The organism is Streptomyces sp. G7(2002) (assembly GCF_028870195.1).
Classification (GTDB): Bacteria; Actinomycetota; Actinomycetes; order Streptomycetales; family Streptomycetaceae; genus Streptomyces; species Streptomyces nigrescens.
Window position 1 is genome coordinate 3,449,803 of the sequence record NZ_CP102609.1, and the last position, 26,869, is coordinate 3,476,671.

Here is a 26,869-nt window from a genome sequence, read left to right on the forward strand (position 1 = left end):
AAGCGCAGCGGACCCGCTCAGCTCCAACGCCCCGTGCGCCCCAGCAGCAGCGCGGTGGCCGCGGTGCCTGCCGTGGAGGTGCGCAGGACGGTCGTCCCCAGGCGGTACGGCTTGGCGCCGGCCTCGGCGAAGGTGGTGAGCTCCTCCGGGGAGACACCGCCTTCCGGGCCGACGACCAGCACGATCCGGCCCTCGGCGGGGAGTTCGGCGGTGGCGAGCGGCGTGCTGCCCTCCTCGTGGAGGACGGCCGCGAAGTCGGCGTCGGCGAGCAGCGCGGCCACCTGCTTGGTCGTCAGCGGGTCCGCGACCTCGGGGAAGGTCAGCCGGCGCGACTGCTTGCCCGCCTCGCGGGCGGTGGCGCGCCATTTGCCCAGCGCCTTGGCGGCCCGCTCGCCCTTCCACTGGGTGACGCAACGCGCCGCGGGCCAGGGCACGATGGCGTCCACCCCGGTCTCGGTCATCGTCTCGACGGCCAGCTCGCCGCGGTCGCCCTTGGGGAGCGCCTGGACGACGGTGATCGTGGGGCGGGGCGGGTCCTCGGTGCGCAGCTCCGTGACCGCGACGGTGAGCCGGTCCTTGCCCTCGACGGCGGCGACGGTGCCGTACGCGCCGGTGCCGTGCCCGTCCGTCAGGACGACCTCCTCGCCGGCCCGCAGCCGGCGCACCGAGACCGCGTGCCGGCCCTCGGGGCCGTCCAGGGTCAGCGTGCCGCCGGCCCGTACACCCGCGAGGGACTCGACGAGGAAGACCGGCGCGGTCATGAGGCGCTTCCGGTGGCGGGGAAGTTCAACGCGGCGCGTGCCGCGTCCAGTTCGGCCGCCAGCACCTCCACCAGCTGCCGGGCGGGCAGCTCCCGCGCCAGCCGGTGTCCCTGCCCCGCCCACAGGTTCATGCCCTGGGCGTCGCCTGCCTTGGCCGCGGCCTTGCGCACGGTGGAGGTGAGGTAGTGGACGGCCGGGTAGGCGGCCGGTGCGTACGGGCCGTGCTCGCGCATGAAGCGGTTCACCAGCCCGCGGGCCGGCCGCCCGGAGAACGCCCGGGTCAACTCCGTATGCGTGAACAGGGGGTTGGTCAGGGCCTGCTTGTGCAGCGGGTTGGCGCCCGACTCGGGGGTGGCGAGGAAGGCGGTGCCCAGCTGCGCCATGCTCGCCCCGGCGGCCAGCACCGCCGCGATCTGCGTCCCGCGCATCAGCCCGCCCGCGGCGATCATCGGAATCTGCACGGCCTCCCGGACCTGGCCGAGCGCCGCCAGCAGCCCCAGCCCCGCGCCGGTCCCGTCCGCGTGCGGATCGTCCCGGTGGGTGCCCTGGTGGCCGCCGGCCTCCACGCCCTGCACACACACCGCGTCCGCGCCCGACCACTGCGCGGCCTGTGCCTCGGCAGCGGTGGTGACCGTGACGACGGTGTACGTACCGACCTTGGCGAACGCGTCCAGGACGGCGCGCGAGGGACAGCCGAAGGTGAAGGACACCACCGGCACCGGGTCCTCCCGCAGTATCGCGAGCTTGGCCTCGTAGCCGTCGTCGATGGGCCCGTCGGTGTCGCCGAGATCGGTCTCGTACCAGGTGACCTCGCCGGCGAGCTGTTCGCGGTAGACCTCGACGACGGAGCCGTCGGCCAGCGAGGGCTGCGGCATGAAGAGGTTGACGCCGAAGGGCCGGTCGGTCAGCGACCGCAGCTGTTTGATCTCCTGGTACATGCCGTCGGCGGTTTTGTAGCCGGCGGCGAGGAAGCCGAGACCGCCGGCGCCGCAGACAGCGGCGGCCAGCTCGGGTCCGGAGCCGCCTCCCGCCATCGGGGCCTGCACGATCGGGTAGCGGCAGAGATCGGTCAGTGCAGTGGGCATGAGCACATCGTGTCACGCCCACCCCCTCGCCCCGAACCGGGGAGGCGGCTGCCGCACGGGTCCGCGGAATCTCCGCGGACCCCGGGCCGACCTGGGCTATCGCCCGTTGAACGCATCCTTCAGACGCGAGAACAACCCCTGCTGCCCCGGCTGGAACTGCCCCGTGGGCCGCTCCTCACCGCGGAGCTTCGCCAGCCGCCGCAGCACCTCCTCCTGCTCGGGGTCGAGCTTGGAGGGCGTCTGCACCTCGACATGGACGATGAGGTCGCCGCGGCCACCGCCGCGCAGATGGGTCACACCGCGCTGGTGCAGCGGGATCGACTGGCCGGACTGGGTACCGGGCCGGACATCGATCTCCTCCACCCCGTCCAGCGTCTCCAGCGGGCACTTCGTGCCCAGCGCCGCCGCTGTCATCGGGATGGTGACCGTGCAGTGCAGATCGTCGCCGCGCCGCTGGAAGACCGCGTGCGGCAGCTCGTGGATCTCCACGTAGAGATCGCCGGCGGGGCCGCCGCCGGGGCCGACCTCGCCCTCGCCCGCGAGCTGGATGCGGGTGCCGTTGTCGACACCGGCCGGGATCTTGACGGTCAGCGTGCGGCGGGAGCGGATACGTCCGTCGCCCGCGCACTCGTGGCACGGCGTCGGGACGACCGTGCCGAAGCCCTGGCACTGCGGGCAGGGCCGCGAGGTCATGACCTGGCCCAGGAACGACCGGGTGACCTGCGAGACCTCACCGCGGCCGCGGCACATGTCACAGGTCTGCGCCGAGGTGCCCGGCGCCGCGCCCTCACCGCTGCACGTCGTACAGACGACGGCGGTGTCGACCTGGATGTCCTTGGTGGTGCCGAAGGCCGCTTCGTTCAGCTCGACATCGAGCCGGATCATGGCGTCCTGGCCACGGCGGGTGCGCGAGCGCGGCCCGCGCTGCGACGCGGTGCCGAAGAACGCGTCCATGATGTCGGAGAAGTTTCCGAAGCCCGCGCCGAAGCCGCCCGCGCCCTGGCCGCCGCCCGCCTGCGAGAGGGGGTCGCCGCCGAGGTCGTAGACCTGCTTCTTCTGCGGATCCGAGAGGACCTCGTAAGCGGCGTTGATCTCCTTGAACCGCTCCTGGGTCTTGGGATCCGGGTTCACATCCGGGTGCAGCTCGCGCGCCAGCCGACGGAAGGCCTTCTTGATCTGGTCCTGCGAGGCGTCACGGCCGATGCCGAGGACCGAGTAGTAATCCGTGGCCACTTACGACTCCGCGAGGATTTGTCCGACGTAACGTGCCACTGCGCGTACCGCTCCCATCGTTCCGGGGTAGTCCATGCGGGTCGGTCCGACCACGCCGAGTTTGGCGACTGCCTCGTCGCCCGAACCGTAGCCGACCGTGACGACCGATGTGGACGCCAGGCCTTCATGGGCATTCTCATGCCCGATACGTACGGTCATGCCCGAGTCCTTGGCCTCGCCGAGCAGCTTGAGCATCACCACATGCTCCTCAAGGGCCTCCAGCACCGGCCGGATGGTCAGCGGGAAATCGTGCCCGAATCGCGTGAGATTGGCGGTACCGCCGATCATCAGCCGCTCTTCGGTTTCCTCCACCAAAGTCTCCAGCAACACCGACAGCACTGTCGAGACCGTGCCGCGGTCGTCCTGCTCGAAGGACTCCGGGAGATCCTGCACCAACTGCGGCACATCCGCGAACCGGCGCCCCACGACCCGGCTGTTGAGCCGGGCCCGCAGATCCGCCAGCGAGGTCTCGCCGAACGGTGCCTGGCAGTCGATGAGCCGCTGCTCGACCCGCCCGGTGTCCGTGATCAGCACCAGCATCAGCCGGGCCGGGGCCAGCGCCAGCAGCTCGACGTGCCGGACCGTGGACCGGGTCAGGGACGGGTACTGCACGACCGCGACCTGCCGGGTCAGCTGCGCCAGCAGCCGGACCGTGCGGCCCACCACGTCGTCGAGGTCGACGGCGCCGTCCAGGAAATTCTGGATCGCCCGCCGCTCCGGGCTGGACAGCGGCTTCACACCGGCCAGCTTGTCGACGAACAGGCGGTAGCCCTTGTCGGTCGGGATCCGCCCGGCACTCGTGTGCGGCTGGGCGATGAAGCCCTCGTCCTCCAGGACCGCCATGTCGTTGCGGACGGTGGCCGGGGAGACACCGAGCTGATGGCGTTCGGTGAGGGCCTTGGAGCCGACCGGCTCCTCCGTCCCCACATAGTCCTGGACGATGGCGCGCAGCACTTCGAGCCTGCGTTCACTGAGCATCCCGCGCACCTCCAGTCCGGCCGTCCGCCGTCTCGACTCTCCTGGCACTCACACGGGCCGAGTGCCAGACCCGGAGCCAGTGTACGGCCGAGTAGCACGCACACGGCAAGGGCAGCCGCGCACGGCACCCGCCCGATGACCGTGTTCGGTCGATCTGTCGGGCAACGCTATCGCGATGGCGCTAGCGTCTCGGTATGCACACTGCTTGGGAAGAGGCCGGTTGGGAACAGCTCGGTGACGGTGTCGCCAGACGCCGTATGCCGAGGTGGGACGAGACGATCGGGGTGATCGCGGGGACCACCGGCGTCATGATCGTCGACACCGGCGCGACCCTGCGCGACGGCGCGGATCTGCGGCGCGCGATCCGCGGCGTGCTGGGCCGCGAAGTGACGCATGTCGCGCTCACCCACCCGCATTTCGATCATGTGCTGGGCACCGCCGCCTTCGCCGGCGTCGAGGTCTTCGGCGCGGCCGGGCTGGGCGAGCTGCTGCGCCGCGGCAAGGACGGACTGCGGCACGACGCGATGCGGCACGGCGTCGGCCGGGACGCCGCCGCCGAGGCCGCCGATCTGCTGGTCGCCCCGCACCACCACGTCCACGACCAGCTGACCGTGGAGCTCGGCGACCGGCAGGTGCTGCTCGCCAACGTCGGCCCCGGTCACACGGCCCACGATCTGGCGGTCCTGGTACCGGGCCGGGGCGGGTCCCCGGAGATCGTCTTCTGCGGCGATCTGGTCGAGGAGTCCGGCGAACCCCAGGCGGGCCCGGACGCGCTGCCGCAGCGGTGGCCCGGCGCACTGGACCGGCTGCTGTCCCTCGGCGGCGAGGACGCACGGTATGTACCCGGCCACGGCGCTGTGGTGGACGCCTCCTTCGTCCGCGCCCAACGGGACGCCCTCGCCGCCCGCTTCGGCGTCGCCCCCTCCTGACCACTCCTGACCACCGCCCGCTCAATCACGGACAGGCCCCCATGCAGAGCAAGCGCTACAGCCCTGACCTCACCCCGCCCTGGAAGAAGCAGCGGCCCGCACCCGAGGTGCCCGCCGAGCCCGATCTGGTCGTCGAGGAGGTCACCTCGGGCTTCTGCGGCGCCGTGATCCGCTGCGAGAAGACGGCGCAGGGCCCGACGGTCACCCTTGAGGACCGCTTCGGCAAGCACCGCGTCTTTCCCATGGAGCCGCGTGGCTTCCTCCTGGAGGGCAAGGTGGTCACGCTCGTACGCCCCCAGGACAGGCCGGCGGCCACCGCTCCGGCGCGTACGGCATCGGGATCACTCGCCGTGCCCGGCGCCCGCGCACGGGTCGCCCGCGCCGGGCGCATCTATGTGGAAGGCCGGCACGACGCCGAGCTGGTGGAGCGGGTGTGGGGCGACGACCTGCGCATCGAGGGCGTCGTCGTGGAGTACCTGGAGGGCATCGACGACCTGCCCGCGATCGTCCGCGGCTTCTCGCCCGGCCCGGACGCCCGCCTCGGCGTCCTCGTCGACCATCTCGTGCCCGGCTCGAAGGAGTCCCGTATCGCGGCCGAGGTGACCGGGGACCATGCGCTGGTGGTGGGCCACCCCTACATCGATGTCTGGGAGGCGGTGAAGCCGTCCTCGGTCGGCATCGCGGCCTGGCCGTCCGTCCCGCACGGGCAGGACTGGAAGACGGGGGTGTGCCGGGCGCTGGGCTGGCCGGAGAACACGGGGGCCGCCTGGCAGCGGATCCTGTCCTGTGTGCGCTCGTACAAGGACCTGGAGCCGGCGCTGCTGGGACGGGTGGAGGAGCTGATCGACTTCGTCACGGCCGGCGGTGGCGGGTGACGGCAGGAAGAGTGCCGAACCGCGAGGTCTCCAGCGTGGTGCCGAGGGCGTCGATGCGGAGGGGAACACCGAACGGGACGGTGCGCTGCACCTCGTAGTCGGCGTCCTCTCCCGCGCCGTCCGGTTCCGTCAGCAGTACGCAGCGGGCGTCATACGGGTCGATGATCAAATACGCGGGGACGCTCCCGGCGGCATAGATGGAGCGCTTCAGGCCGTAGTCGCGGTCGGCGCTGCGCAGGGAAACCACCTCGAGCAACAGCGTCACGTCCGAAGCGGGTACGAGCCATCCGGAACCCTCGCCCCTTCCGCGCTCCAGCACCACGAGGTCGGGCTGTGGCTTGCTGAGCTCCCCCGGAAGCGAGAGGTGCAGCGTCGCGAACCTGTGCCGGCCGTCGCGCGGAATCTGGCCCGTCACCTCGCTGACGATCCTGTTGTGGACGATATCCGTCCCGCTGCTCAGCAGAATCTCCCGGCGCAGGAGCTCCGCCCGGAAACCCTCTGGCGGCTCGAACGCCGCGAAGTACTCCTCGATGTGCTGATCGTGCGCTGCGGCCAACCGCCCAACTGTCCTTGCCTGCCGGGGTACTGCCTGCAGCCTAGGGACGGCGTGGGCCGGTGGGCAGGGTCTCGGGGTGAGATCCCTCAGCCGAGTGATCAGTCCACCAGATCCCGCACCACCGCGTCCGCCAGCAGCCGTCCGCGGAGGGTCAGGACGGCGCGGCCCGCCTCGTACGGACCGGGCTCCAGCAGCCCGTCGGCCAGCGCGCGGGACGCCGCCCGCGCCCCCGCCGGGGCGAGGATGTCCAGCGGGCAGCCGTCGGCCAGCCGCAGCTCCAGGAGGATGCGTTCGACCCGGCGGTCCTCGTCCGACAGGATCTCCCGGCCGGCGCCCGGGGAGCGGCCCTCGCCGAGGGCCTGGGCGTAGGCGCCGGGGTGCTTGACGTTCCACCAGCGGACGCCGCCGACGTGGCTGTGGGCGCCGGGGCCGGCGCCCCACCAGTCGGCGCCGGTCCAGTAGAGCTCGTTGTGGCGGCAGCGGGCGGCGTCGGTGGTGGCCCAGTTGGAGACCTCGTACCAGGTGAAACCTGCCGCGGCGAGGCGTTCGTCGGCGATGAGGTAGCGGTCGGCGTGGACGTCGTCGTCGGTCATCGGGACCTCGCCGCGGCGGATCCGGCGGGCCAGCTGGGTGCCCTCCTCGACGATCAGGGCGTAGGCGGAGACATGGTCGGGGCCGGCGCCGACCACGGCGTCGAGGGAGGCGCGCCAGTCGTCGTCGGTCTCGCCCGGGGTGCCGTAGATCAGATCGAGGTTGACGTGCTCGAAGCCGGCCGCGCGGGCCTCGGCAACACAGGCCTCGGGGCGGCCCGGGGTGTGCGTACGGTCGAGGATCTTCAGGACGTGCTGCCGGGCGCTCTGCATGCCGAAGGAGACGCGGTTGAAGCCGCCCGCCAGCAGCTCGTCGAGGTAGCGGGGGTCGACGGACTCCGGGTTGGCCTCGGTGGTGATCTCCGCGCCCGGCGCGAGGCCGAATTCCTCGCGGATCGCGGCCAGCATCTTGCCGAGGTCGGCGGCGGGCAGCAGGGTCGGGGTGCCGCCGCCGACGAAGACCGTCTCGACCGGGCGCGGGTCGTCGCCCAGCACCTTGCGGGCGAGCCGGATCTCCTCCACGACGGTGTCGGCGTAGTTGTCCCGCGAGGCCAGTGCGCCGCCGGAACCGCGCAGCTCGCTCGCGGTGTAGGTGTTGAAGTCGCAGTAGCCGCAGCGGGTCGCGCAGTAGGGCACATGCAGATAGAAGCCGAGGGGGCGTCCGGCGGCATCGGCCGGCGTATGACCGGGCAGCGCCCCGTCCTCGGGCATCGGCTCACCATCAGGCAGTGCGGAAGGCATGGGAACCATTGTCCGTCATGGCGGGGCGGTGCCGGTCCGGTGCCGCTGTGCCTCAGGACACCCCGGGCCCCGACGCCTGGAGGACCAGCAGGGCCAGGTCGTCGTCGGGCGGGGTGGGGCCGAAGGCGTGGACGGTGCTGCGGATGTGGTCCGCGAGGGCGGTGGCGCCCAGGCCGGCGCCCGCGGCGAGGGCGGTGGCCAGTCCGTCCTCGTCGTCGAAGAGCCGCCGCCCCGAGCGCCGCTCGGTCACCCCGTCGGTGACGCACAGAAGCGTTTCCCCCGGGCAGAGGTCGAACGATTCGCTGACGTACGCGGCGTCCTCGACCACCCCCAGCAGCATCTGCGGCGCCGCCACGACCCGGACCGCGCCGTCCGTGCCCAGGACCAGCGGCAGCGGGTGGCCGGCGCTGGCGAGGGTGCAGCGGGCGCCGCCGGAGCCGCCGGGGTAGGGGACGATCTCGCCGTAGAGCAGGGACAGGAAGCGGGCCTGTTCGCCCTCCTCGCGGATCTCGACCGGTGCCTCCGCCCCGGCACCGGCCGCCGCGACCGCCGCCGCGACCGCCGCGACCGAGTCCGCGGCCTCGCGCGCCATGGTCTTGTTGAGCCGGTCGAGCACCGCCGCGACACCGAAGCCGTCGCGGGCCAGCAGCCGCAGCACCGGCCGGGCCAGCCCGGTCACCGCGGCCGCCTCGGGGCCGCTGCCGCAGACATCGCCGAGCGCGAAGCACCAGCGGCCGTCCCCGGCGTCGAAGAGGTCCCAGAAGTCGCCGCCCGCCCAGGCGCCCTCGCGCGGCTCGTAGACCACCGCCGACTCCACGCCGGGCACCTGCGCCCGCCCCCGGGGCAGCAGCCGGCGCTGCAGGACCTGGCTGATGCGCTCCTGGCGGCTGTAGGCGCGGGCGGTGGCGACCGCGCGGGCGACCCGGCGGCACAGGTCCTCGATCAGCCCGACCGCCTCGTCGGGGAAGTGCGGCAGTCCGCCCCGGCCGAGCAGCAGGGTGCCGAGCCGCCGGCCGCCGGCGACCAGGGGGCAGGCCAGTGCGGCGCCGCCGGGGCCGTAGCCGCCCGGTTCGTACGGCCAGGGCCAGGGAACGACGCCCGGCGCGCTGCCGGACGCGCCACCGCCCGGGAGTTCCGGCGGCTGCTTCTCCAGCGCGGTGCGCAGCGCGTCGATCCGGCTCTCGCTGGTGTGCCAGACGCCGGCGAGCCGCTGCTCGTCGCCGGCCTGGGCGATCCCCCGGCCGGGTGCGCCGCTGTCGCCGTCGTACAGCCACACCGCGCACCATTCGGCGAGCCGGGGCACGATCAACTGGGCGGCGAGCGCGGCGACTTGGTCGGCGTCGAGCTGGGCGGAGAGCAGATCGGAGGCCTCGGCGAGGAAGGAGAGGGCGCCGTTGTCGATCCGGCCGGTGCCGGGTTCCGGCCGGGCGGCCCGGCGCGGCGCCGGGGCGAGGAGCTCGGCGGCCCGCAGCTCGCACTGCAGCAGCTGGTGGTCGAGGGTGAACTCCGGCTCGGGCCACCCGGCGCCGTCCGCGCCCCCCACGGGCAGCCGGAACCACACGGTCTTCATGGCCCGGCGGTAGGTGACGCCCCAGGATTCGGCGACCGCGCTGATCAGCTGGAGCCCGTGCCCGCCGTTCTCCGAGGCGGCGCTCTCCGCACGGGCGCGGACCGGCTGGGTGGGGTGGTGGTCGGAGACCTCGATGACGATGCCGGGACCGGATGCGCCGTCGGCGCCGGCTCCCGGGGCAGCCGCCGCTTCCCGGTGCGGCGCCTCGTACGGCTCCCCGTTGCGGCCCCGGTACGGCTCCGCCCCGCCGCCGTCCCGCCCGGCCTCCGGATCCAGCCGGCAGCGGAGTTCGACGGTGGTGCCCGCGTGCACGACCGCGTTCGTGACCAACTCGCTGACCAGCAGCTCCGCTTCGTCCGCGAGCCGGTCGGTCAGGCCCTCCGCGCCGGTCAGCTGCCGGCCGGCCCAGTCGGCGAAGGTGGCCCGGACGAAGCGCCGGGCGGCGGCAGCGGCCTGCGGATCACCGGGCAGGCTGGCCCGACGGGAACGGACGGCGGGACCGTCGGCAGGTCCGGCCGCGGGTCCGCCGGGGAACCCGTCCGCCCTCGTCGTGCGCGCCGCCGTGACGTCGTCGTCCCGTGGAGACGAAGTGGTCGTCCTCATTGAGCAACTCCCGAGCAGCTCCGCTACAGCGCCGGATGCGCCAACGACAGAGTGACAGAACGAGCGCAGACATAAGCACTGAGTCACAGAAGTGGGTGGCCGCAGACACCAATTCGGCTGACGCGCCGAGGGAGTTGGCCGACGCGGGAAGGACGGGCCCGGGGAACCGGCAGGGACGGTCTACGGGCTGCCGCGGTGGTTCCCGCGGCAGCCGCATCTCACCCGTACGGGCGCGGCGGTACGGGGCGGGGCCGACCGGGCCCGCCCCGCACCGCCGTGCCGTACGGCTACGCCTCGCGCGCCCCCGCGTACATCTCGTCGAGCAGATCCTTGAACGTCCGCTCCACCACGGGCCGCTTGATCTTGAGGCTGGGGGTCACCTCGCCGTGCTCGATGTCCAGGTCACGCGGCAGCAGCCGGAACTTGCGGATCTGCTGCCAGCGCTGCAGCCCCTCGTTGACCCGCTCGACATAGCCGTCGATCAGCTCCCGGGCCTGGTCGGTGGCGACGACCTCGGCGTAGCTCTTGCCGCCCAGGCCGTGCTCCTTGGCCCAGGTCAGGATCGTCGGCTCGTCGAGGGCGATCAGCGCGGTGCAGAAGTTCCGGTTGGCGCCGTGCACCAGCACATTGGAGACGAACGGACAGACCGCCTTGAACTGGCCCTCCACCTCGGCCGGTGCGATGTACTTGCCGCCCGAGGTCTTGATCAGGTCCTTCTTGCGGTCGGTGATCCGCAGATAGCCGTCCGGGGAGAGCTCGCCGATGTCGCCGGTGTGGAACCAGCCGTCCTCCTCCAGGACCTCGGCGGTCTTGTCGGGCAGGCCGTGGTAGCCCTGCATGATGCCGGGGCCGCGCAGCAGGATCTCGCCGTCGTCGGCGATCCGCACCTCGGTGCCGGGCAGCGGCTTGCCGACCGTTCCGGTGCGGTAGGCCTCGCCGGGGTTGACGAAGCTGGCGGCGCTGGACTCCGTGAGGCCGTAGCCCTCCAGGATGTGGATACCGGCGCCGGAGAAGAAGTAGCCGATCTCCGGCGAGAGCGCGGCCGAGCCGGAGACCGCGGCGCGCAGCCGGCCGCCGAACGCCTCCCGCAGCTTGGTGTAGACGACGGTGTCGGCGACCTTGTGCTTGACGCCGAGCGCGAACGGCACCGAGGCGCTGCCGGTGCGGCGGAAGTTGTCCTGCGAGACCTTGGCGTACTCGCGGGCCACCTCGGCCGCCCACTGGAAGATCTTGTACCGGGCGGCGCCGCCCGCCCGGGCCTTGGCCGCGACCCCGTTGTAGACCTTCTCGAAGATCCGCGGGACGGCCGCCATGTACGTGGGGCGGACGACCGGCAGATTCTCGATGATCTTGTCGACCCGGCCGTCCACGGCGATCACCTGGCCGGTGGCGATCTGCCCGGCGGTGAGCACCTTGCCGAAGACATGGGCCAGCGGCAGCCAGAGGTACTGCACATCGTCCTCATGCACCAGGCCCGTCGACTGAATCGCGCGGGCCATGTACGACCAGCAGTCGTGCGGCAGCCGGACGCCCTTGGGGCGGCCGGTGGTACCGGAGGTGTAGATGAGCGTGGCCAGCTGGTCGGCGCGCAGCGCGGCGACCCGCTCCTTGACGCACTCCGGGTGCTCCTCCAGATAGGCGGTGCCGCGCTTCTCCAGCTCGGCGAGGGTGAGCACCCAGCCCTCCGGATCGCCCTCGGCGGGCTCCGCGCCCGCCTCGTCGATGACGACGACATGCGCCAGCTCGGGCAGCTCAGCGCGCTGCGCGCGGGCCTTGGCGAGCTGTCCGGCGTCCTCCGCGATCAGCACCCGGCTGCCGGAGTCGGCCAGGATGTAGGCGGTCTCCTCGGCGTTGGTGCTGGGGTAGACCGTGGTGGTGGCGGCGCCGGAGCAGAGCACGCCGAGGTCGGCGAGGATCCACTCGACGCGGGTGTTGGCGGCCAGCGCCACCCGCTCCTCGGGGTGTACGCCGAGCGCGATGAGCCCGGCGGCCACGGCGTAGACCCGCTCCGCGGCCTGGGACCAGCTGATCGCCTTCCAGTCGTCCGGGCCCTTCCCCGTCGAAGGCGGGACCGGATAGCGATAGGCCTCGATATCGGGCGTGGCCGCGACCCGCTCCAGGAAGAGGTGTGCCACCGAAGGCGGCCGGTTTTCGATCAGCGTGTGGGTGTCCGTCACGGCGTCCTCCGGGGCCCGCTTCGTTGCTGGTGACTCGCGAGTAACCTTTGAGCAGTGATCAGACTAGAGCGCGATGCGCCGACGCGTAAGGGGCTGCGACCTACTGGTTCACGATGTGACCAGTGCGATAGGTGTACGTAGCACACACAATGCCCGATAGTGCGCCGCGCCGCTCCTCCACACCAGACCACACCCGGCGGGCCGGATCACGCCACCCCCGGCGCCGTGCGGCGCATTCATCCCGATGCGCGGCCGGGAAGCCGACAGGGCGCCGGCCCCTGGGGACCGGCGCCCTGTCGCCACCGTCACCGGCTACGCGCTACTTCTTCTTCGCGTCACCGTCGGAGTCCGAGGACAGCACCGCGATGAAGGCCTCCTGCGGGACCTCCACGCTGCCGACCATCTTCATCCGCTTCTTGCCTTCCTTCTGCTTCTCCAGCAGCTTCCGCTTACGGGAGATGTCACCGCCGTAGCACTTGGCGAGGACGTCCTTGCGGATGGCGCGGACCGTCTCACGGGCGATGACCCGGCTGCCGATGGCGGCCTGGATCGGCACCTCGAAGCTCTGCCGGGGGATCAGCTCCCGCAGCTTGGCCACCAGCCGCACGCCGTATGCGTACGCCTTGTCCTTGTGGCAGATCGCGGAGAACGCGTCGACCTTGTCACCGTGCAGCAGGATGTCGACCTTCACCAGGTCGGCCACCTGCTCACCGGTGGGCTCGTAGTCCAGCGAGGCATAGCCGCGGGTCTTGGACTTGAGCTGGTCGAAGAAGTCGAAGACGACCTCGGCGAGCGGCAGCGTGTAGCGGATCTCGACGCGGTCCTCGGAGAGGTAGTCCATGCCGAGGAGGTTGCCGCGGCGGTTCTGGCACAGCTCCATGATCGCGCCGATGAACTCGCTGGGCGCCAGGATCGTGGCCCGGACGACCGGCTCGTGCACCTTGTCGATCTTGCCCGTCGGGAACTCGCTCGGGTTGGTGACCTCGTGCTCGGCCCCGTCCTCCATGTCGACGCGGTAGACCACGTTCGGCGCGGTGGCGATCAGATCGAGGCCGAACTCGCGCTCCAGGCGCTCGCGGATGACCTCCAGGTGCAGCAGACCCAGGAAGCCGACGCGGAAGCCGAAGCCCAGGGCTGCGGAGGTCTCCGGTTCGTAGACCAGCGCGGCGTCGTTGAGCTGCAGCTTGTCCAGCGCGTCACGCAGCTCCGGGTAGTCCGAGCCGTCCAGGGGGTACAGGCCCGAGAACACCATCGGCTTGGGGTCCTTGTAGCCGCCGAGCGGCTCCTGGGCCCCCTTGCTGAGCTGGGTGATCGTGTCACCCACCTTGGACTGCCGGACGTCCTTCACACCGGTGATCAGATAGCCGACCTCACCGACGGACAGACCGTCGGCGGCCTTCATCTCCGGGGAGTTCGTGCCGATTTCCAGCAGCTCGTGCGCGGCGCCGGTCGACATCATCCTGATGCGCTCGCGCTTGCTGAGCGTGCCGTCGACGACCTTCACGTAGGTCACGACACCGCGGTAGGCGTCGTAGACCGAGTCGAAGATCATCGCGCGGGCGGGGGCGTCCTTGACGCCGACCGGGGCCGGCACCTCGCGGACGACCTTGTCCAGCAGCTCGGCCACGCCGACGCCGGTCTTGGCGGAGACCCTCAGCACGTCCTCGGGCTCGCAGCCGACCAGATTGGCCAGCTCGGCGGCGAACTTCTCGGGCTGCGCGGCCGGCAGGTCGATCTTGTTGAGGACGGGAATGATCGTGAGGTCGTGCTCCATCGCCAGGTACAGGTTGGCGAGGGTCTGGGCCTCGATGCCCTGGGCGGCGTCGACGAGGAGGATGCAGCCCTCGCACGCGGCGAGCGAGCGGGAGACCTCGTAGGTGAAGTCGACGTGGCCCGGGGTGTCGATCATGTTGAGGATGTGGGTCGTGCCACTTCCCTCTTCACCCTCGGAGGGGTCCCAGGGCAGCCGGACCGCCTGAGACTTGATCGTGATGCCACGCTCGCGCTCGATGTCCATGCGGTCGAGGTACTGCGCGCGCATCTGCCGCTGGTCGACGACACCGGTGAGCTGGAGCATCCGGTCGGCGAGCGTCGACTTGCCGTGGTCGATGTGCGCGATGATGCAGAAGTTACGGAGGAGGGCCGGATCGGTACGGCTCGGCTCCGGCACGTTCGTAGGGGTCGCGGGCACGCAGGGTCCATTCAGTGAACGCGGGTAGGCGGGACTCGGGTATGTGACGTCTCCCCCATCGTCCCATGAGCGAGGGGCCCGGTCCGGTTTGGGCGGCGTCGTCGGCCACGGTCAGCACCACACGGTCCGGGAGGTATGCGGGGCGGGGGGTGGAGGGGTCGGGGGCGGGGACGCGTGGGCTCGGAGTCGGGGGCTGAGGGGCTCGGGGAGTGGGAACGGGCAGGGCGACGGGCGGCGGGCGACGGGCGGCGCCAGGCCGCCGCGGCGGCGGTCAGGTGGTGGGTCCGGTCCGGTTTGGGAGGCCGTAGACCCTGCTGGTAGCCTGGTCCACTGCGCTTCGTGCCCTCTCTCGTACGAGGCGCCACTCGAAACTCCAACGAACCTGAAAAGGCTCTTTCGTGGCGAACATCAAGTCCCAGATGAAGCGGATCAAGACCAACGAGAAGGCTCGTCAGCGCAACAAGGCTGTCAAGTCCACTCTGAAGACCGCGATCCGTCGCACCCGCGAGGCCGTCGAGGCCGGTGACCTGCAGAAGGCCACCACCGCCCAGGCCGCCGCTGCCAAGACGCTCGACAAGGCCGTCAGCAAGGGTGTCATCCACAAGAACGCCGCCGCCAACAAGAAGTCGGCGCTGGCGAAGAAGGTCGCGTCCCTCAAGGGCTGACCTTCCGACGGACGAAGGTTCCCGGCCTGTCCAGGCCTGATCTCCGTCCCCCGCAATACCCGAGCAGTAACCCTGCCGACAGGGACCCAGCGGCCCCTCTCTCCGCTCCCTGACCGGTGCACCACCGCGCCGCACACGGCCTGCGTTCGCCACGCGGGTGCGGCGCACCCGGCTCACCCGGCGGTCACCACCGCCGACGAAGCCGCAAGAGCTTGATACGAAGGCCCCGCCTTTCCCCTTCCCCAGGGGTGAGGCGGGGCCTTTTGTCGTGGTGGGGGGCAGCTGTCGCAGCGGGGGGGCATCAGGACGCTGCCGGCTTTTGTCGGTTGTTTGGCGGGTGGGCTTTGGGCGGGTGAGCTTTCGCTGGGTGGGCTTTGGGCGGGCGGGCTTTCGTCGGGGGCGGGCTTTCGTCGGGGGCGGGCTTCCGCCGGGAGCGGGCTTCCGCCGGGAGCGGGCTTCCGCCGGGAGCGGGCTTCCGCCGGGTGGGCTTTCGCCGGGTGGGCTTTCGCCGGTGGCGTTTGCCTGGGGTAACAACGGCCCCACAACGACAGCCCTGTCTCAAAGCCACCACAACAAGGGCCTCTCGACAGCCCCCTCACCACAAATGCCGCTCAGCAGATGCCCGGAAGCCGAGCCCCGTAGCAAAACCACAGCAACAAGGGCATCAGCAACAAATCCCACAGCACAATTCACAATAAAGCCCGCAAGGAAAACCCCGTAACAAGAGGCGCGATCTGCTCACCGTAGAGGGAATTCGGAGCACCGGGCCGGGTTCGCTTTCGGCCAGTTCCGCTACGCTGCGGCCATGTCCATATCGGGGGATCAGAACAATCCGTACAACCAGCCGCAGCCCCATCCCTACGGCCAGGTTCCCGCGCCACAGAATCCGGTGCCCGCGCAGCAGAATCCCTACGCACACCAGGCTCCGCCGCAGGGGCCGGCCGGCGGATACGGCTATCCCGCATCCGGCGTGCCTGCCGCACCCCTAGGGGCGCCCGGCGCTCCTGACGGGGCGGGCCGCGGTATGTCCGGCTGGCTCTGGGCGATCGGCGGGGCCGTCGCCGCGTCCGCGATCTGGGGCTCCGTGTTGTTCGCCACCGGCGGCTTCTCCTCCGAGCCGAGCCCCGACCTCGCGGGCTACGGCTACACCAGTGATCTGTGTGCGGAGACCTCGATGACTCCGTTCGAGAACGCCGACTTCAAGACCAAGGCCAACACCGGCACGGCTTCCAAGAACACCAACCCGCAGCACAGCGGCGCCCAACAGGCCTCGCTGGACACCATGTGGTGCAACGTCTCGCTGGAGAAGGAGAACGCAAGCAGCTCGGACTACTCCTCGACCTGGCTCTACAACACCGCCACGCTGCACAAGAAGACCGACCCCGCGCCCGAGTTCGCCGACGGCTACCGCTCCTACGAGAAGCAGGACGCCTCCGTCGGCTACCGGGTCGAGGCCGTGCCGGGCCTCGGCGACGAGGCCTTTCTGGTGACCCGCAAGGACGACGGCAGCACGAACTCCGGGTCGTATGTGATCCTCGGCGTCCGGGACGGCTGGATGACATACCAGTCGACATGGTCGAGCTATGCGTCGAGCCGCAGCTCCACCAAGCCGCCGACCGCCGACGAGGTCGCGACGATGCTGAAGACCAGCGCCACGGAGACGCTCAAGCGGCTGCAGAACTCACGGTCCCGGTGAGGGGCTCGCGGGCTCGGTGAGGGGTCACGGTCCCGCTGAGGGACTCGCCGTCTTGGTGACGGGCTCGCGGGCTCGGTAGGAGTTCGCGGGCTCGGTGAGGGTGGATCGCGCGGGGCGGCGGACGTCGGGCGGCGGGACGTGGGGCGGCGGAACACGGGGCGGTGGACACGGGGCAGGGGAGGTCGCCGTACCGGGGATCCGCTTCGCCGGACGGGGCCCACAGCCACTGCGCGCAGGTACTGGACGCGTAGCCGCTACCTCAGCATGACGGGACAGACGGCTGCCGCCGCGTCCACCGCGACGGGCCGAAGGCGACCGCCGCCCGCGGCTGCCGCTTCACCGCGACCGGGCCGCCCGGGCGATCGCCACGACGGCCTTCTCCAGGGCGTACGCGGGATCGTCACCGCCGCCCTTCACTCCCGCATCGGCCGCCGCCACCGCGCGCAGCGCCGTAGCCACCCCGTCCGCCGACCAGCCGCGCATCTGCTGCCGTACCCGGTCGATCTTCCAGGGCGGCATGCCCAGGTCGCGGGCGAGGTCGCCGGGACGGGCGCCGCGCGGGGCGGAGGCCAGCTTGCCGATGGCGCGGACACCTTGGGCCAGCGCGCTGGTGATCATGACGGGAGCGACGCCGGTGGCGAGCGACCAGCGCAGTGCCTCCAGCGCCTCGGCGGCCCGGCCCTCGACGGCCCGGTCCGCGACGGTGAAGCTCGATGCCTCGGCCCGGCCCGTGTAGTAGCGGGCGACGACGGCCTCGTCGATCGTTCCCTCGACGTCGGCGGCCAGCTGTGCACAGGCCGATGCCAGCTCACGCAGATCGCTGCCGATCGCATCGACCAGCGACTGGCAGGCCTCGGGCGTCGCCGACCGCCCCGTCGCACGGAACTCGCCCCGTACGAAGCCCAGCCGGTCGGCGGGCTTGGTCATCTTGGGACAGGCCACTTCCCGCGCCCCGGCCTTACGGGCGGCGTCCAGCAGGCCCTTCCCCTTGGCGCCGCCGGCGTGCAGCAGCACCAGCGTGATCTCCTCGGCGGGCGAGCCGAGATACGCCTTGACGTCCTTGATGGTGTCCGCGGACAGATCCTGGGCGGCCCGCACCACGACGACCTTGCGCTCGGCGAAGAGCGAGGGGCTGGTCAGCTCGGCGAGGGTGCCGGGCTGCAGCTGGTCGGGGGTGAGGTCGCGCACATCGGTGTCCGCATCGGCCGCCCGGGCAGCCGCCACCACCTGCTGCACCGCGCGGTCCAGCAGCAGGTCTTCCTGGCCCACCGCGATCGTGACGGGGGCGAGCGGGTCATCGTGAGCTGTCTTCCTGGCCATCGCGGTCCAGCATCCCACGTGCCACTGACAACCCGGCCCGGACGCTCTCCGGCCCCTGCCGGACAGGACCGTCCTCCCGCTGTCGGACAATGGCCCGGTCTGTCGGACAATGGCCCGGTGAATGATGCTGCCCCACACCACCCCGATGTACGACATGTGCGCCACGTCCTGGTGCTGCCCGACCGCGACGCGGCGGAAGAGGTGGCCGAAGCCCTGACCGAACGCTTCGGTGTCACCGAGGAGCCCCAGCTCGTACGGGACGCGCTGGCCGGTGAGGACGACGCCGAGGACGCACAGTGGCTGGTCGTCGTCGAGGACCCGGACGCCGCTCACGATCCCGCGCGGCTGCACGACCTCGCGGCGGAGTACGAGGGCTGGCGCGAGGCCGAGTAACGACAGGCCGCGCGCCCCGCCCTACGTGCGGATGACGAGGCTACGGACGCCCCTTGGCTCCTACAGCGGGCGGCGGCACCTCGCCCACCACGGGCTCCCGGTCCAGCGCGATCCCGAAGTGCTCCCGGTAGGCGGCGAGGACCTCGTCCGCACCTACCTGGCGTTCCTCGCGTGCGCCGTCCACTGCGGTGGTCACGAGCGTGCGGCCGGAGAGCGTGATGCGACCGTTCTCCGTCAGCCGTGAGCACACCAGGGACTGGGTGAAGTGCGACGTGGGCGAGGTCTGGTTCCACCAGCAGCCGACCTCGAAGTCCGCGTACGCACGCGGGCGTTGCTCCAGGCGGTACTGCGGGGAGCCGTCCCTCAGGACATCGAGATCGCCCGTCTCGGTCTCCTCGATCCGGAACACCCCGCCGGGATCGGTCTGCTCGGCGCGGCTGTCCCAGCGCAGCGGGAGGTGGCTGTGCCTGCCGAAGCCGACGTCCGCAAGCCACGGCCCGTCCGGTGTCTGCACGCGCAGCGCGAGGTGGTCATACGGAATCCCGAGCCTCCCCTCGGCGCCGAACACCCGGGCGGACAACAGCTCGACCTCATAGCCGAGCGCGCCCAGCAGCATGGCGAACGCGCCGTTGAGCTCGTAGCAGAAGCCACCGCGCCGGGCACCGACGATCTTGTCGAGCACCGGCTGCTCCTCGAGCACGATCTCCTCACCGAGGTGGATGGAGAGGTTCTCGAAGGGCACGGTGCGCAGATGACTGAGGTGCAGTGCACGCAGCGCGTCGGCATCGGGGGAGTCGGGACGGCCGGCGCCGATCCGGTCCAGATAGGCGTCAGTGGCAGCGGTGTCCATCAGGTGTGCGTCCTCTCCGCAGCGAACCAGCGGCGGGTCCGTTCCGCCGCCGAGGCGGGCGTACCGGCCATCACCTCGGCAAGGGTCTGTGCGGCCAGCTCACGCCGCCAGGCCAGCTCGGCCTTGCGCATCGCCGTGGAGATGCCACACGGCCGGCCGAACTCCCTGCCGGACGCCACCGCGCCGGCCCCTTTCCGACGGATCTCGGTACACCGGAATACATCGTCGGTGCCCTCGATCGCCGCAACGACATCCATGAGGGTGATCCGCTCCGGCGGCCGCGCCAACTGGAAGCCACCCCGCGCGCCGGGGGTGGAGCTCAGAATCCCGGCCCGCACCAGCGCCTGCAGCCGCTTGTTCAGGTAGGCCGCGGGCAACTCGAAGGAAGCCGCCAGCCGAGCGGTGGACACGGGTCCGTCCCCTTCGAGCCAGGCCAGCGTCACACAGCAGTGCAGGCCCCACTCGACGCCCTCACTCATCCTCATAATCTGGAGTCTACAGGTCCTGGTTCAGCGGCTCTCCTCCTTCTGTCCGGCCGTTGCTGCCACTCCGGCGTCCGCCGGGCGGGCAGCAACGGGGCGGCTCAGGCACCGTCGCATACTGCGGGTCATTCGGCGTCTCCGCCGGTGTCCCAGTTGACGTCTCGGTCGGCATCTCGGTTGGCGTCTCGGTCGGCATCTCGGTTGGCGGTTGTCGACGGGACGGGTGCGGCTCCTTGAGCGGCGGTTGCCTGCTGTACGCACTTCGGCTCGACGCGCGCCAGGATGCGTACGGGCCCGGGTTCTCGGACCACCGGCCAGGCGGACCTTGACCCGATGACCGGTGACCGTGGCGGAAAGCCCGGCCTCGGTGCCGAGGATCGCGATGGCCCCGTCGGTGTCCGTACGCAGCACCCGGGCGCCCTGGGCCCGGAGTGCCGCGATGGTGCGGGGCGCCGGATGGCCGTACGGGTTATCGGCGCCGCAGGAGATCAGCGCCAGGCGCGGCGCCAGCCGGTGTATCAACGGCGGGTCCTGATAGGCGGAGCCATGGTGTGCCACCTTCAGGACATCGACGCCGCCGAGCTCGGGGTGCGCCGCGAACAGCCCGCGCTGTGCGGGCGGTTCGAGGTCACCGAGCAGCAGGATGGTCAGCCCTCCCGTACGGACGAGCAGGGTGACGCTGGCGTCGTTGGGGCCGTCGAGGGGGTCGGTGCCGGAGGGACTGCCAGGGCTGCCGGAGCTGCCAGGGCTGCCGGAGTTGCCGGGGTCGTAGGGGCCGCCGGGACCGGGTTCCTGACGGTGGGGGTAGGCGAAACCGGTGGGGTCGTAAAGGTCGGTTGAGCCGCGAGGCTCGGTGGCGCTGGCTGAGCCACGAAGGTCGGTGGCCTTGGTTGAGCCGTGAGGCTCAGTTGGATTGGTCGAGTCGCGAGGCCCAATGGGATCACTGGGGCCGGGAAGGGCCGGCGGGGCGGGCGGCCAGAGGACCTCCCAGGTCAGTGGCCCCAGGTGGCGGCGCTCCCCCGGTGTGGCACGGACGATCGGTACCCGGGCCGCGGCAGCCGTATTGCGCACGAACTGTGCCTGCCCTGGCGGCTCTTGCAGGGTCGTCGTCTCGATCGCACCGACCGAGCGCCCGCGGAGCGCTCCCGGGAGCCCGTCCACATGGTCGGCGTGGAAGTGCGTCAGGACGAGGAGGGGGATGCGGCGGATGCCCAGGTCGGTCAGGCAGCGGTCCATGGCGTGGGGCTCGGGCCCGGTATCCACCACCAGTGCCGTACCGTCCCCGGCTGCCAGTACCAGGCCGTCGCCCTGCCCCACGTCACAGACCACGGCTCGCCAACCCGGCGGCGGCCAGCCGGTGAGGACACGGGTGAACGGCGCTGGGCGGCACACGGCCAGGATCACCGCCAACGCGCAGAGCACACACAACCAGGGACGGCGCAGCACCCTACGGCCGACAGGCACGAGGACCACCATGGCGGCCGCCAGCACCAGCCCACCGGCCCAGCCGCCCGGCCAGGCGAACTCCGCCCCCGGCAGGGCCGCTCCCGTACGGGCGACACCGGCGATCCACTCGGCGGGCCAGCCCGCACACCATGCCAGCGCCTGGGCGACCGGCGGCACGACCGCAACGGCGGCGAGGGCCGCGAAGCCGAGGACCGTCGCGGGGGCCACGGCCAGTTCGGCCAGCAGGTTGCAGGGCACGGCGACCAGTCCCACCCGGGCCGCCAGCACGGCGACGACGGGTGCACAGACCGCCTGGGCGGCGGCCGCGGCGGCAATCACCTCGGCGAGGCGGGGCGGCACCCGGCGCCGTTGAAGTGCGGCGCTCCAACGCGGCGCGAGCAGCAGCAGCGCGCCGGTCGCCAGGACGGAAAGCAGAAAGCCGTAGCTGCGGGCGAGCCAGGGATCGTAGAGAACCAGCAGCAGGACCGCGGCGGCGAGTGCGGGGAGCAGCGAGCGGCGACGGCCGGTGCCGATCGCGAGCAACGTGATCAGACCGCAGGCGGCGGCCCGCAGCACACTCGGGTCCGGGCGGCACACCACGACGAAGGCGAGGGCGAGCGCTCCCCCGATGACCGCCGTGCCGCGCAGCGACAGCCCCAGGCGCGGCGCCAGCCCACGACGCTCGGCGCGTGACGCAAGATGCGGCGGGCCGATCAGCAGCGCGAGCACAATCGTCAGATTGCTGCCGGACACGGCGAGCAGATGCGTCAGATCGGTGGCACGAAAAGCGTCATCCAGATCCGGCGGCACACGCGAGGTGTCCCCCACCACGAGTCCCGGCAACAGCGCTCGGGCATCGGGACGCAGCCCGTCGCTGGCCTCACGAAGCCCGGCACGCAGACTCCCCGCCAGCCGCTGCAACGCGTCCGGCGCACCCACCTTGACCGGCGGCGCCTCGGCGGTGACCCGCAGCACGGCAGCCACCTGATCGCCAGACGCCAGCGGCGGCACAGCCCGCGCCGCCACCCGGATCCGAGTAGACGGCAATAACCCCCGCCACGCCGACGCGATGCCCCCACGGGCGTCGGCGCGGCCCTCTGCTCCCGACGGGGGCGGGCCGGCGACTGAGCTTCGCGGGGTGGCGGCGGCGATCTGCGGGGCGGCGGACCAACCCTGCGGGCCGGTCACCGCGTACGGCGGGGCGGCGGGCGAGCCAGCGGTTACGGAGGCCTGCGGAGCGGCAACCGGGACATGCGAACCAGTCACCGCATTCAGCAGGACCGCGGACGAGCCATACGGGCTGGTCACCGCATTCAGCGGGGCCGCGGACGAGCCGTATGGGCTGGTCACCGCATTCGGCAGGGCGGTTGCTGAACGGGCGGTCAGCGAAAACATCGGCCCAGCAAGCGAGCCGCGCGGACCGGCCACCGCGGGCTGCAGGGCAGCGGGCGAACCGTGCGCGACAGATACCGAAGCCACCGGAGCAGCGCCCGGAGCGGGCGGGATGCCGGTCGCCCCCGGTGGAGCGGCGGCCGGCCGCGGCGGGACGCCAGGCGGCCCCGGCGGGGCGGCGGACGGCTCCTGTCCTGCGGCCCCCCGGTTCTGAGGGAGGCCAGCCGAGATCCGCGAACCGGCGCCCGCCTTCTGCGGGCCGCCACTGCCCTCAGCTCGATCGTGCCCGCCACCCGCGCCGCGCCCTCCTCCGGGCTGCTGTACAACCACCAGGGTCGGCGTGCGGACAGCGGTGACCTCGCCATCCGGGGCCGTGACGCGGACGGCATCAGCCGTGAACACCAGAACCGGGGGCGTCCGTTGGGAGCCCCGCACCTTGGGGCGGGTCAGCCGTGGATCGCCGGTCACCTCCAGTTCCACCGTGACCCGCGCATACTGCTCGGCCAGGGCCGGAAGCGGCCCACGCCGCAGGTCCGAGGCATGCAGTGCCGCGGAGGCAGCCCCCGCCGCGGCACACAGCAACACGGCGGCCAGGGCCACAAACGCGCCGGCCGACCGGAGGCGGGGAGAGCGGCGGCCGGGCGAATCCGCTCCTAGCCGCCCGGCGTCGGCCCGAGGAGCGACACCGGGCTGCTCCTCCGCCCCTGGTTCACGCTGGGCTCTGCGCCGGACCACGGCCACCCGTAACGCGACGACTGCGAGTGCCACGGCCACGCCACAGGCCACCGCCACTCCCCCGCCGGGGGCGCCCAGGCCGATCGCCGCGGCCGCCCAGGCCGCCAACGCGGGTGCGACGAGGCGCAGATCGGCCGGGCCCTCCTGATGCGGGTCCGAGGCACCGTGCGGCGACGCCGCGGTGGCGTGCACGGTGGCGCGAGGGCTGGTCATGGCACCACCAGGGGGCGCAGATCGGCGAAACGACGGTCACCGATACCGGTCACCTGGCGGAGCTGGTCCACCGAGGTGAACCCCCCGTGCTGGGTGCGGAATTCGACGATGTGCCGGGCCAGGACAGGCCCCACTCCGGGGAGGGAGTCGAGCTGCTGCTCGGTCGCCGTGCTGAGACTGACGGGGCCACCCGGACCACCCCCGCCGCTCGGCAGCCCACTCCCCGGCCCACCGGCCCCCACGTCAGCGGGACCGCCACCGCCCCCGCTCCCGGTCCCGCCCCCGCCACCAGCCGCACCAGCCGCACCAGCCGCACCAGCCGCACCAGCCGCACCGACAACGATCTGCTCACCATCGGTCAGCAGCCGTGCCCGGTTCAGCCCCTGGATATTCGCCCCGCGCAACACACCGCCCGCGGCCCGCAGGGCATCGACCACCCGCGATCCCCGTGGCATCCGCTGAATTCCGGGATGCCGGACCTTGCCCGTGACATCGACGACCAGCTGTCGCCCCGCAGTACCCGGCGGGCCATTCGCCACCGCAGTGGCGGTCGATGACGCGGACGGCAGCGACGGTGCTCGCGGGTCGGGGCCAGATGTCCCTCCGGCCCGTTCGACCGCCGGTGCCCGTACCGGCTCGGGACGGCCCGCCCAGAAGTGCTGCACGGCGAAGCCCACGGCCACCACGAGCACCAGGACCAGGGCGGCGAGCGCTTTCGGGTCGGTGCCACACCGTAACTGCACCCATAGCGGGAGCCGTTCGCGCACGGCACACCACATCCGCTCCCTACGGCGTGAGCCCGGCGGATCATGCCCAGGAGGCAGCGGACCGGCCTCGGCAGCGACCCCCGCGTCGCCGAAGATCGCCGCGGCTCGGGCCCGCACCCTCTCGCGCTCCCACTCCCGCCGCTCCGCCCCGCCGGATGGAACAGCGGCCCCAGCGGGAACGGCGAAAGCCGGAGCAGACGAGGAACCGACGGAAGGATCCGACGCCGCCGAAGAGTCGGAGGAAGCCGACGGGGGAACCGCAGGGCCGGAGGATGCCGAGGGGACCGCAGGAGCCGAAGCCGAGGCCGAAGCCGGGACCGACACCGAAGCCGACCCTGCCCCCGCCCCCACCCCCAAAGCCCCCGCCGAGCCCGGAAATCCCCATGACGCAGATCGAGACAAGTTCATACCGACCGACGCTAAGCACCCCGCGCAGATCTCGCCGAGCAGCCTCAAATCCGGTGGATGGAACCCCAGTTGTGGATAACTCCGTCACCCACAGGGCACCCCGCCGTCCCTCTCACCGCGGGGAAACCACAACCCCCAACAGCCCGGGACCCGTATGCGCGCCGATCACCGCGCCCACCTCGCTCACATGCAGCTCATTGAGCCCGGGCACTCGCTCCCGGAGCCGCTGGGCAAGGGCCTCCGCGCGCTCCGCCGCGGCAAGATGGTGGACCGCGATATCGACCTGCCCCTCACCCGCCCGCTCCGCGGCGATCTCCTCGAGCCGCCCGATGGCCTTGGACGCCGTACGGACCTTCTCCAGCAGCTCGATCCGCCCGTCGGCCAGTTGAAGGAGCGGTTTGACGGCGAGCGCGGAACCGAGCAGTGCCTGGGCCGCGCCGATCCGGCCACCGCGGCGCAGATAGTCGAGGGTGTCGACGTAGAAGTAGGCGGAGGTACCCGCTGCGCGCTTCTCCGCGGCGGCGACCGCTTCCTCCACGTCCCCGCCGGCCTCCGCCGTCTCCGCGGCCGCGAGGGCGCAGAACCCGAGAGCCATCGCGACCATCCCGGTGTCCACGACGCGTACGGGAATCGGAGCTTCCTTGGCCGCCAGCACCGCCGCGTCGTAAGTGCCGGAGAATTCCGAGGAGAGGTGGAGCGAGACGATGCCGCTCGCGCCGCCCGCCGCGACCTTCCGGTAGGTCTCCGCGAACGTCGAGGGGCTGGGCCGGGAGGTCGTCACGGGACGGCGCTTCTGCAGCGCCTGGGCCAGGGATCTCGCGGAGATTTCGGTGCCCTCTTCCAGGGCCTGGTCCCCCAGGACGACGGTCAGTGGCACGGCCGTGATGTGGTGACGCTCGAGAGCCGCCCGCGGCAAGTAGGCCGTGGAATCGGTGACGATCGCGACATGGCGGGACATGAAAAGGAGGTTATCCGGGGATCCGGACGCCGCACAGTGCGGGCTCCTTCCCAAGATCTTCCAGGTTTACCCAAAGCTCTGCCAAGAGCCCGCCGAAGGGCACAGTCAACGCCTCCGACGCTCCGGGCGACCGCGACAACGCCTCATGGCGTCCCACACGTCCTCGATGTTCCCCGGGAGCAGGAGCCACGGTCCTTCACCGCCGTCTTCGCCCCCGTCTCCCGTCTCCCCCGGGGGCCCCGCCCCGCCCCCACCCCACCCCCTCGCCCCGTCTGCTGCTCCCTATGGCCTCACGTCGTGGTGTCCTCCGTCCGCGGTGCCTTCTGCCACGGGTAGGACGGCTGGGTGCGCGGGTCCCGGGCGGTGATCGCCGGCGGGTCCTCGGGCGTCGGGCCCCAGGAGCGGGCGGCGTCCGAGGGACCGCCGGTGGCACCGGCCCGTGCCTGCCCCTCCGTCGGCCGGCCTCCCGTGGGGGCCTTCGTCTCTCCCGGTCCCGCGCTCTCCGGGCGGCCCGGTACGGGCTCCCGCAGCGGGTCCGCAGTGTCCTCGACCCGGGTCCAGTGCCGCAGCGCCCCTGTCTCCACATCGATCTGGTCGCTCAGCGAGGCCAGGTCGTCGTCCGCGAACTTGCGTGCGCGGTCGCGCGCGGCCCAGCGCAGCGACTCCGCGGAGTGCGTGATCTGCTCCAGGCGCTCCCGGAGGTCCGGGAGGCGGTTGCCGATGGTGGCGCGGTCCGGTTCGCGTTCGAGCCGCTTGAGCTCGTCGTCGAGTTCATGGCCGTGGGCGCTCAGGCGCTCGAAGAGGCCGATCGCCTCGCTGAGGGAGGCGTCGTCCGCCGAGCCCGCGTAGAGCACCTCCTGGGTGGCGCGCATGGAGGTGCGCAGGGAGAGCCTGAGCTGCGCGAGTTCGCCGACCACGCCGGGCTGGGCGAGCTGCCGGGCCCGGAGGGTGGTGTCCTCGACGGTCCTGCGGGCGTGGGCGACCGTGCGGTCCACTCCGCGCTTGGCTGCCTTGACCGCCTTGACCGTCACGAAGACCCCGGCCAGTACGAACAGCACGAAGAGCAGTCCGATGATGGCGGCAGCGGCTTCCATGGGCTCTCCCCAGATGTGTCGGCGGCGCCGGTTTCCGGCCCGCGCCCTGTACCTCCACGGTAAACGGCTCGGGCAGGCTGCGGGTTCCGGAAGAACCCCCAACCTGCCCGTAGGGGAAGCCC

Annotated in this window: 21 protein-coding genes; 5 read left to right on the plus strand and 16 right to left on the minus strand. The window is 71.9% G+C overall.

The window, feature by feature from the left end; translation table 11 throughout:
• Positions 1-17: 17 nt before the first annotated feature.
• The 4 genes from NUT86_RS14305 to hrcA all read right to left on the minus strand — a co-directional run bounded on the left by NUT86_RS14305 (position 18) and on the right by hrcA (position 4,096).
• Positions 18-761 (minus strand): 16S rRNA (uracil(1498)-N(3))-methyltransferase, encoded by a 744-nt coding sequence (locus NUT86_RS14305; protein ID WP_018088208.1) that lies wholly within the window; start codon positions 759-761, stop codon positions 18-20.
• Positions 758-1,846 carry a nitronate monooxygenase gene (locus tag NUT86_RS14310; protein WP_159488287.1) on the minus strand — a complete coding sequence of 363 codons (1,089 nt, stop codon included), beginning with the start codon at positions 1,844-1,846 and terminating at the stop codon, positions 758-760. The genes NUT86_RS14305 and NUT86_RS14310 overlap by 4 nt, the downstream gene beginning before the upstream one ends.
• A gap of 96 nt (positions 1,847-1,942) precedes the next feature.
• Positions 1,943-3,079 carry a molecular chaperone DnaJ gene (dnaJ, locus tag NUT86_RS14315; RefSeq protein WP_018088210.1) on the minus strand — a complete coding sequence of 379 codons (1,137 nt, stop codon included), beginning with the start codon at positions 3,077-3,079 and terminating at the stop codon, positions 1,943-1,945.
• Positions 3,080-4,096 (minus strand): heat-inducible transcriptional repressor HrcA, encoded by a 1,017-nt coding sequence (gene hrcA, locus NUT86_RS14320; protein ID WP_018088211.1) that lies wholly within the window; start codon positions 4,094-4,096, stop codon positions 3,080-3,082. It abuts the gene before it with no gap.
• Positions 4,097-4,290: 194 nt separating this feature from the next.
• Between hrcA and NUT86_RS14325 the strand changes: the two genes are divergently transcribed.
• Both NUT86_RS14325 and NUT86_RS14330 read left to right on the plus strand, forming a co-directional pair.
• Positions 4,291-5,025 carry an MBL fold metallo-hydrolase gene (locus NUT86_RS14325; RefSeq protein WP_026169387.1) on the plus strand — a complete coding sequence of 245 codons (735 nt, stop codon included), beginning with the start codon at positions 4,291-4,293 and terminating at the stop codon, positions 5,023-5,025.
• A gap of 41 nt (positions 5,026-5,066) precedes the next feature.
• Positions 5,067-5,900, plus strand: a complete 834-nt coding sequence (locus tag NUT86_RS14330) for a DUF3097 domain-containing protein (RefSeq protein ID WP_274735550.1) — start codon at positions 5,067-5,069, stop codon at positions 5,898-5,900.
• Here the strand turns inward: NUT86_RS14330 and NUT86_RS14335 are convergent.
• From NUT86_RS14335 to lepA, 5 genes are all read right to left on the minus strand, one after another.
• On the minus strand, positions 5,878-6,456 hold the full coding sequence (locus NUT86_RS14335; protein ID WP_159488284.1) for a Uma2 family endonuclease: 579 nt from the start codon (positions 6,454-6,456) through the stop codon (positions 5,878-5,880). The two genes, NUT86_RS14330 and NUT86_RS14335, sit on opposite strands and share 23 nt — an antisense overlap.
• 98 nt (positions 6,457-6,554) lie before the next feature.
• A complete protein-coding gene (hemW, locus tag NUT86_RS14340; RefSeq protein WP_266442264.1) occupies positions 6,555-7,787 on the minus strand; it encodes a radical SAM family heme chaperone HemW in 1,233 nt (410 codons plus the stop codon).
• 52 nt (positions 7,788-7,839) lie between these two features.
• Positions 7,840-9,960, minus strand: a complete 2,121-nt coding sequence (locus NUT86_RS14345; RefSeq protein WP_274735553.1) for an ATP-binding SpoIIE family protein phosphatase — start codon at positions 9,958-9,960, stop codon at positions 7,840-7,842.
• A gap of 287 nt (positions 9,961-10,247) precedes the next feature.
• Positions 10,248-12,137, minus strand: coding sequence for an AMP-dependent synthetase/ligase (locus NUT86_RS14350; protein ID WP_018088217.1), 1,890 nt, complete (start codon positions 12,135-12,137; stop codon positions 10,248-10,250).
• A gap of 319 nt (positions 12,138-12,456) precedes the next feature.
• Complete coding sequence (gene lepA / locus NUT86_RS14355) at positions 12,457-14,328, minus strand: translation elongation factor 4 (protein WP_159488280.1); 1,872 nt, start codon at positions 14,326-14,328, stop codon at positions 12,457-12,459.
• A 398-nt stretch (positions 14,329-14,726) separates the two neighbouring features.
• Between lepA and rpsT the strand changes: the two genes are divergently transcribed.
• Positions 14,727-14,993 carry a 30S ribosomal protein S20 gene (rpsT, locus tag NUT86_RS14360; protein WP_018088219.1) on the plus strand — a complete coding sequence of 89 codons (267 nt, stop codon included), beginning with the start codon at positions 14,727-14,729 and terminating at the stop codon, positions 14,991-14,993.
• Positions 14,994-15,798: 805 nt separating this feature from the next.
• Positions 15,799-16,689: a hypothetical protein gene (locus NUT86_RS14365; RefSeq protein ID WP_266442252.1), complete on the plus strand. Its 891-nt coding sequence runs from the start codon at positions 15,799-15,801 to the stop codon at positions 16,687-16,689.
• A 336-nt stretch (positions 16,690-17,025) separates the two neighbouring features.
• Here NUT86_RS14365 and holA read toward each other — a convergent pair whose 3' ends face one another.
• Positions 17,026-18,009, minus strand: coding sequence for a DNA polymerase III subunit delta (holA, locus tag NUT86_RS14370; protein ID WP_018088221.1), 984 nt, complete (start codon positions 18,007-18,009; stop codon positions 17,026-17,028).
• 117 nt (positions 18,010-18,126) lie between these two features.
• Between holA and NUT86_RS14375 the strand changes: the two genes are divergently transcribed.
• On the plus strand, positions 18,127-18,402 hold the full coding sequence (locus NUT86_RS14375) for a hypothetical protein (protein WP_229838196.1): 276 nt from the start codon (positions 18,127-18,129) through the stop codon (positions 18,400-18,402).
• A 40-nt stretch (positions 18,403-18,442) separates the two neighbouring features.
• Here the strand turns inward: NUT86_RS14375 and NUT86_RS14380 are convergent, their stop codons facing one another.
• The 6 genes from NUT86_RS14380 to NUT86_RS14405 all read right to left on the minus strand — a co-directional run bounded on the left by NUT86_RS14380 (position 18,443) and on the right by NUT86_RS14405 (position 26,747).
• Positions 18,443-19,252 carry an arylamine N-acetyltransferase family protein gene (locus tag NUT86_RS14380; RefSeq protein WP_274735560.1) on the minus strand — a complete coding sequence of 270 codons (810 nt, stop codon included), beginning with the start codon at positions 19,250-19,252 and terminating at the stop codon, positions 18,443-18,445.
• Positions 19,252-19,737: an RrF2 family transcriptional regulator gene (locus NUT86_RS14385; RefSeq protein WP_109889716.1), complete on the minus strand. Its 486-nt coding sequence runs from the start codon at positions 19,735-19,737 to the stop codon at positions 19,252-19,254. Before NUT86_RS14385 ends, NUT86_RS14380 begins: the two co-directional genes overlap by 1 nt.
• Before the next feature lie 24 nt (positions 19,738-19,761).
• Complete coding sequence (locus tag NUT86_RS14390) at positions 19,762-22,575, minus strand: ComEC/Rec2 family competence protein (protein WP_274740476.1); 2,814 nt, start codon at positions 22,573-22,575, stop codon at positions 19,762-19,764.
• A gap of 941 nt (positions 22,576-23,516) precedes the next feature.
• Positions 23,517-24,287: a helix-hairpin-helix domain-containing protein gene (locus NUT86_RS14395; protein WP_342456244.1), complete on the minus strand. Its 771-nt coding sequence runs from the start codon at positions 24,285-24,287 to the stop codon at positions 23,517-23,519.
• A 520-nt stretch (positions 24,288-24,807) separates the two neighbouring features.
• Positions 24,808-25,653 carry a DegV family protein gene (locus NUT86_RS14400; RefSeq protein WP_274735563.1) on the minus strand — a complete coding sequence of 282 codons (846 nt, stop codon included), beginning with the start codon at positions 25,651-25,653 and terminating at the stop codon, positions 24,808-24,810.
• Between the two features lie 290 nt (positions 25,654-25,943).
• Positions 25,944-26,747: a hypothetical protein gene (locus NUT86_RS14405; protein WP_274735565.1), complete on the minus strand. Its 804-nt coding sequence runs from the start codon at positions 26,745-26,747 to the stop codon at positions 25,944-25,946.
• Between the last annotated feature and the right edge of the window lie 122 nt (positions 26,748-26,869).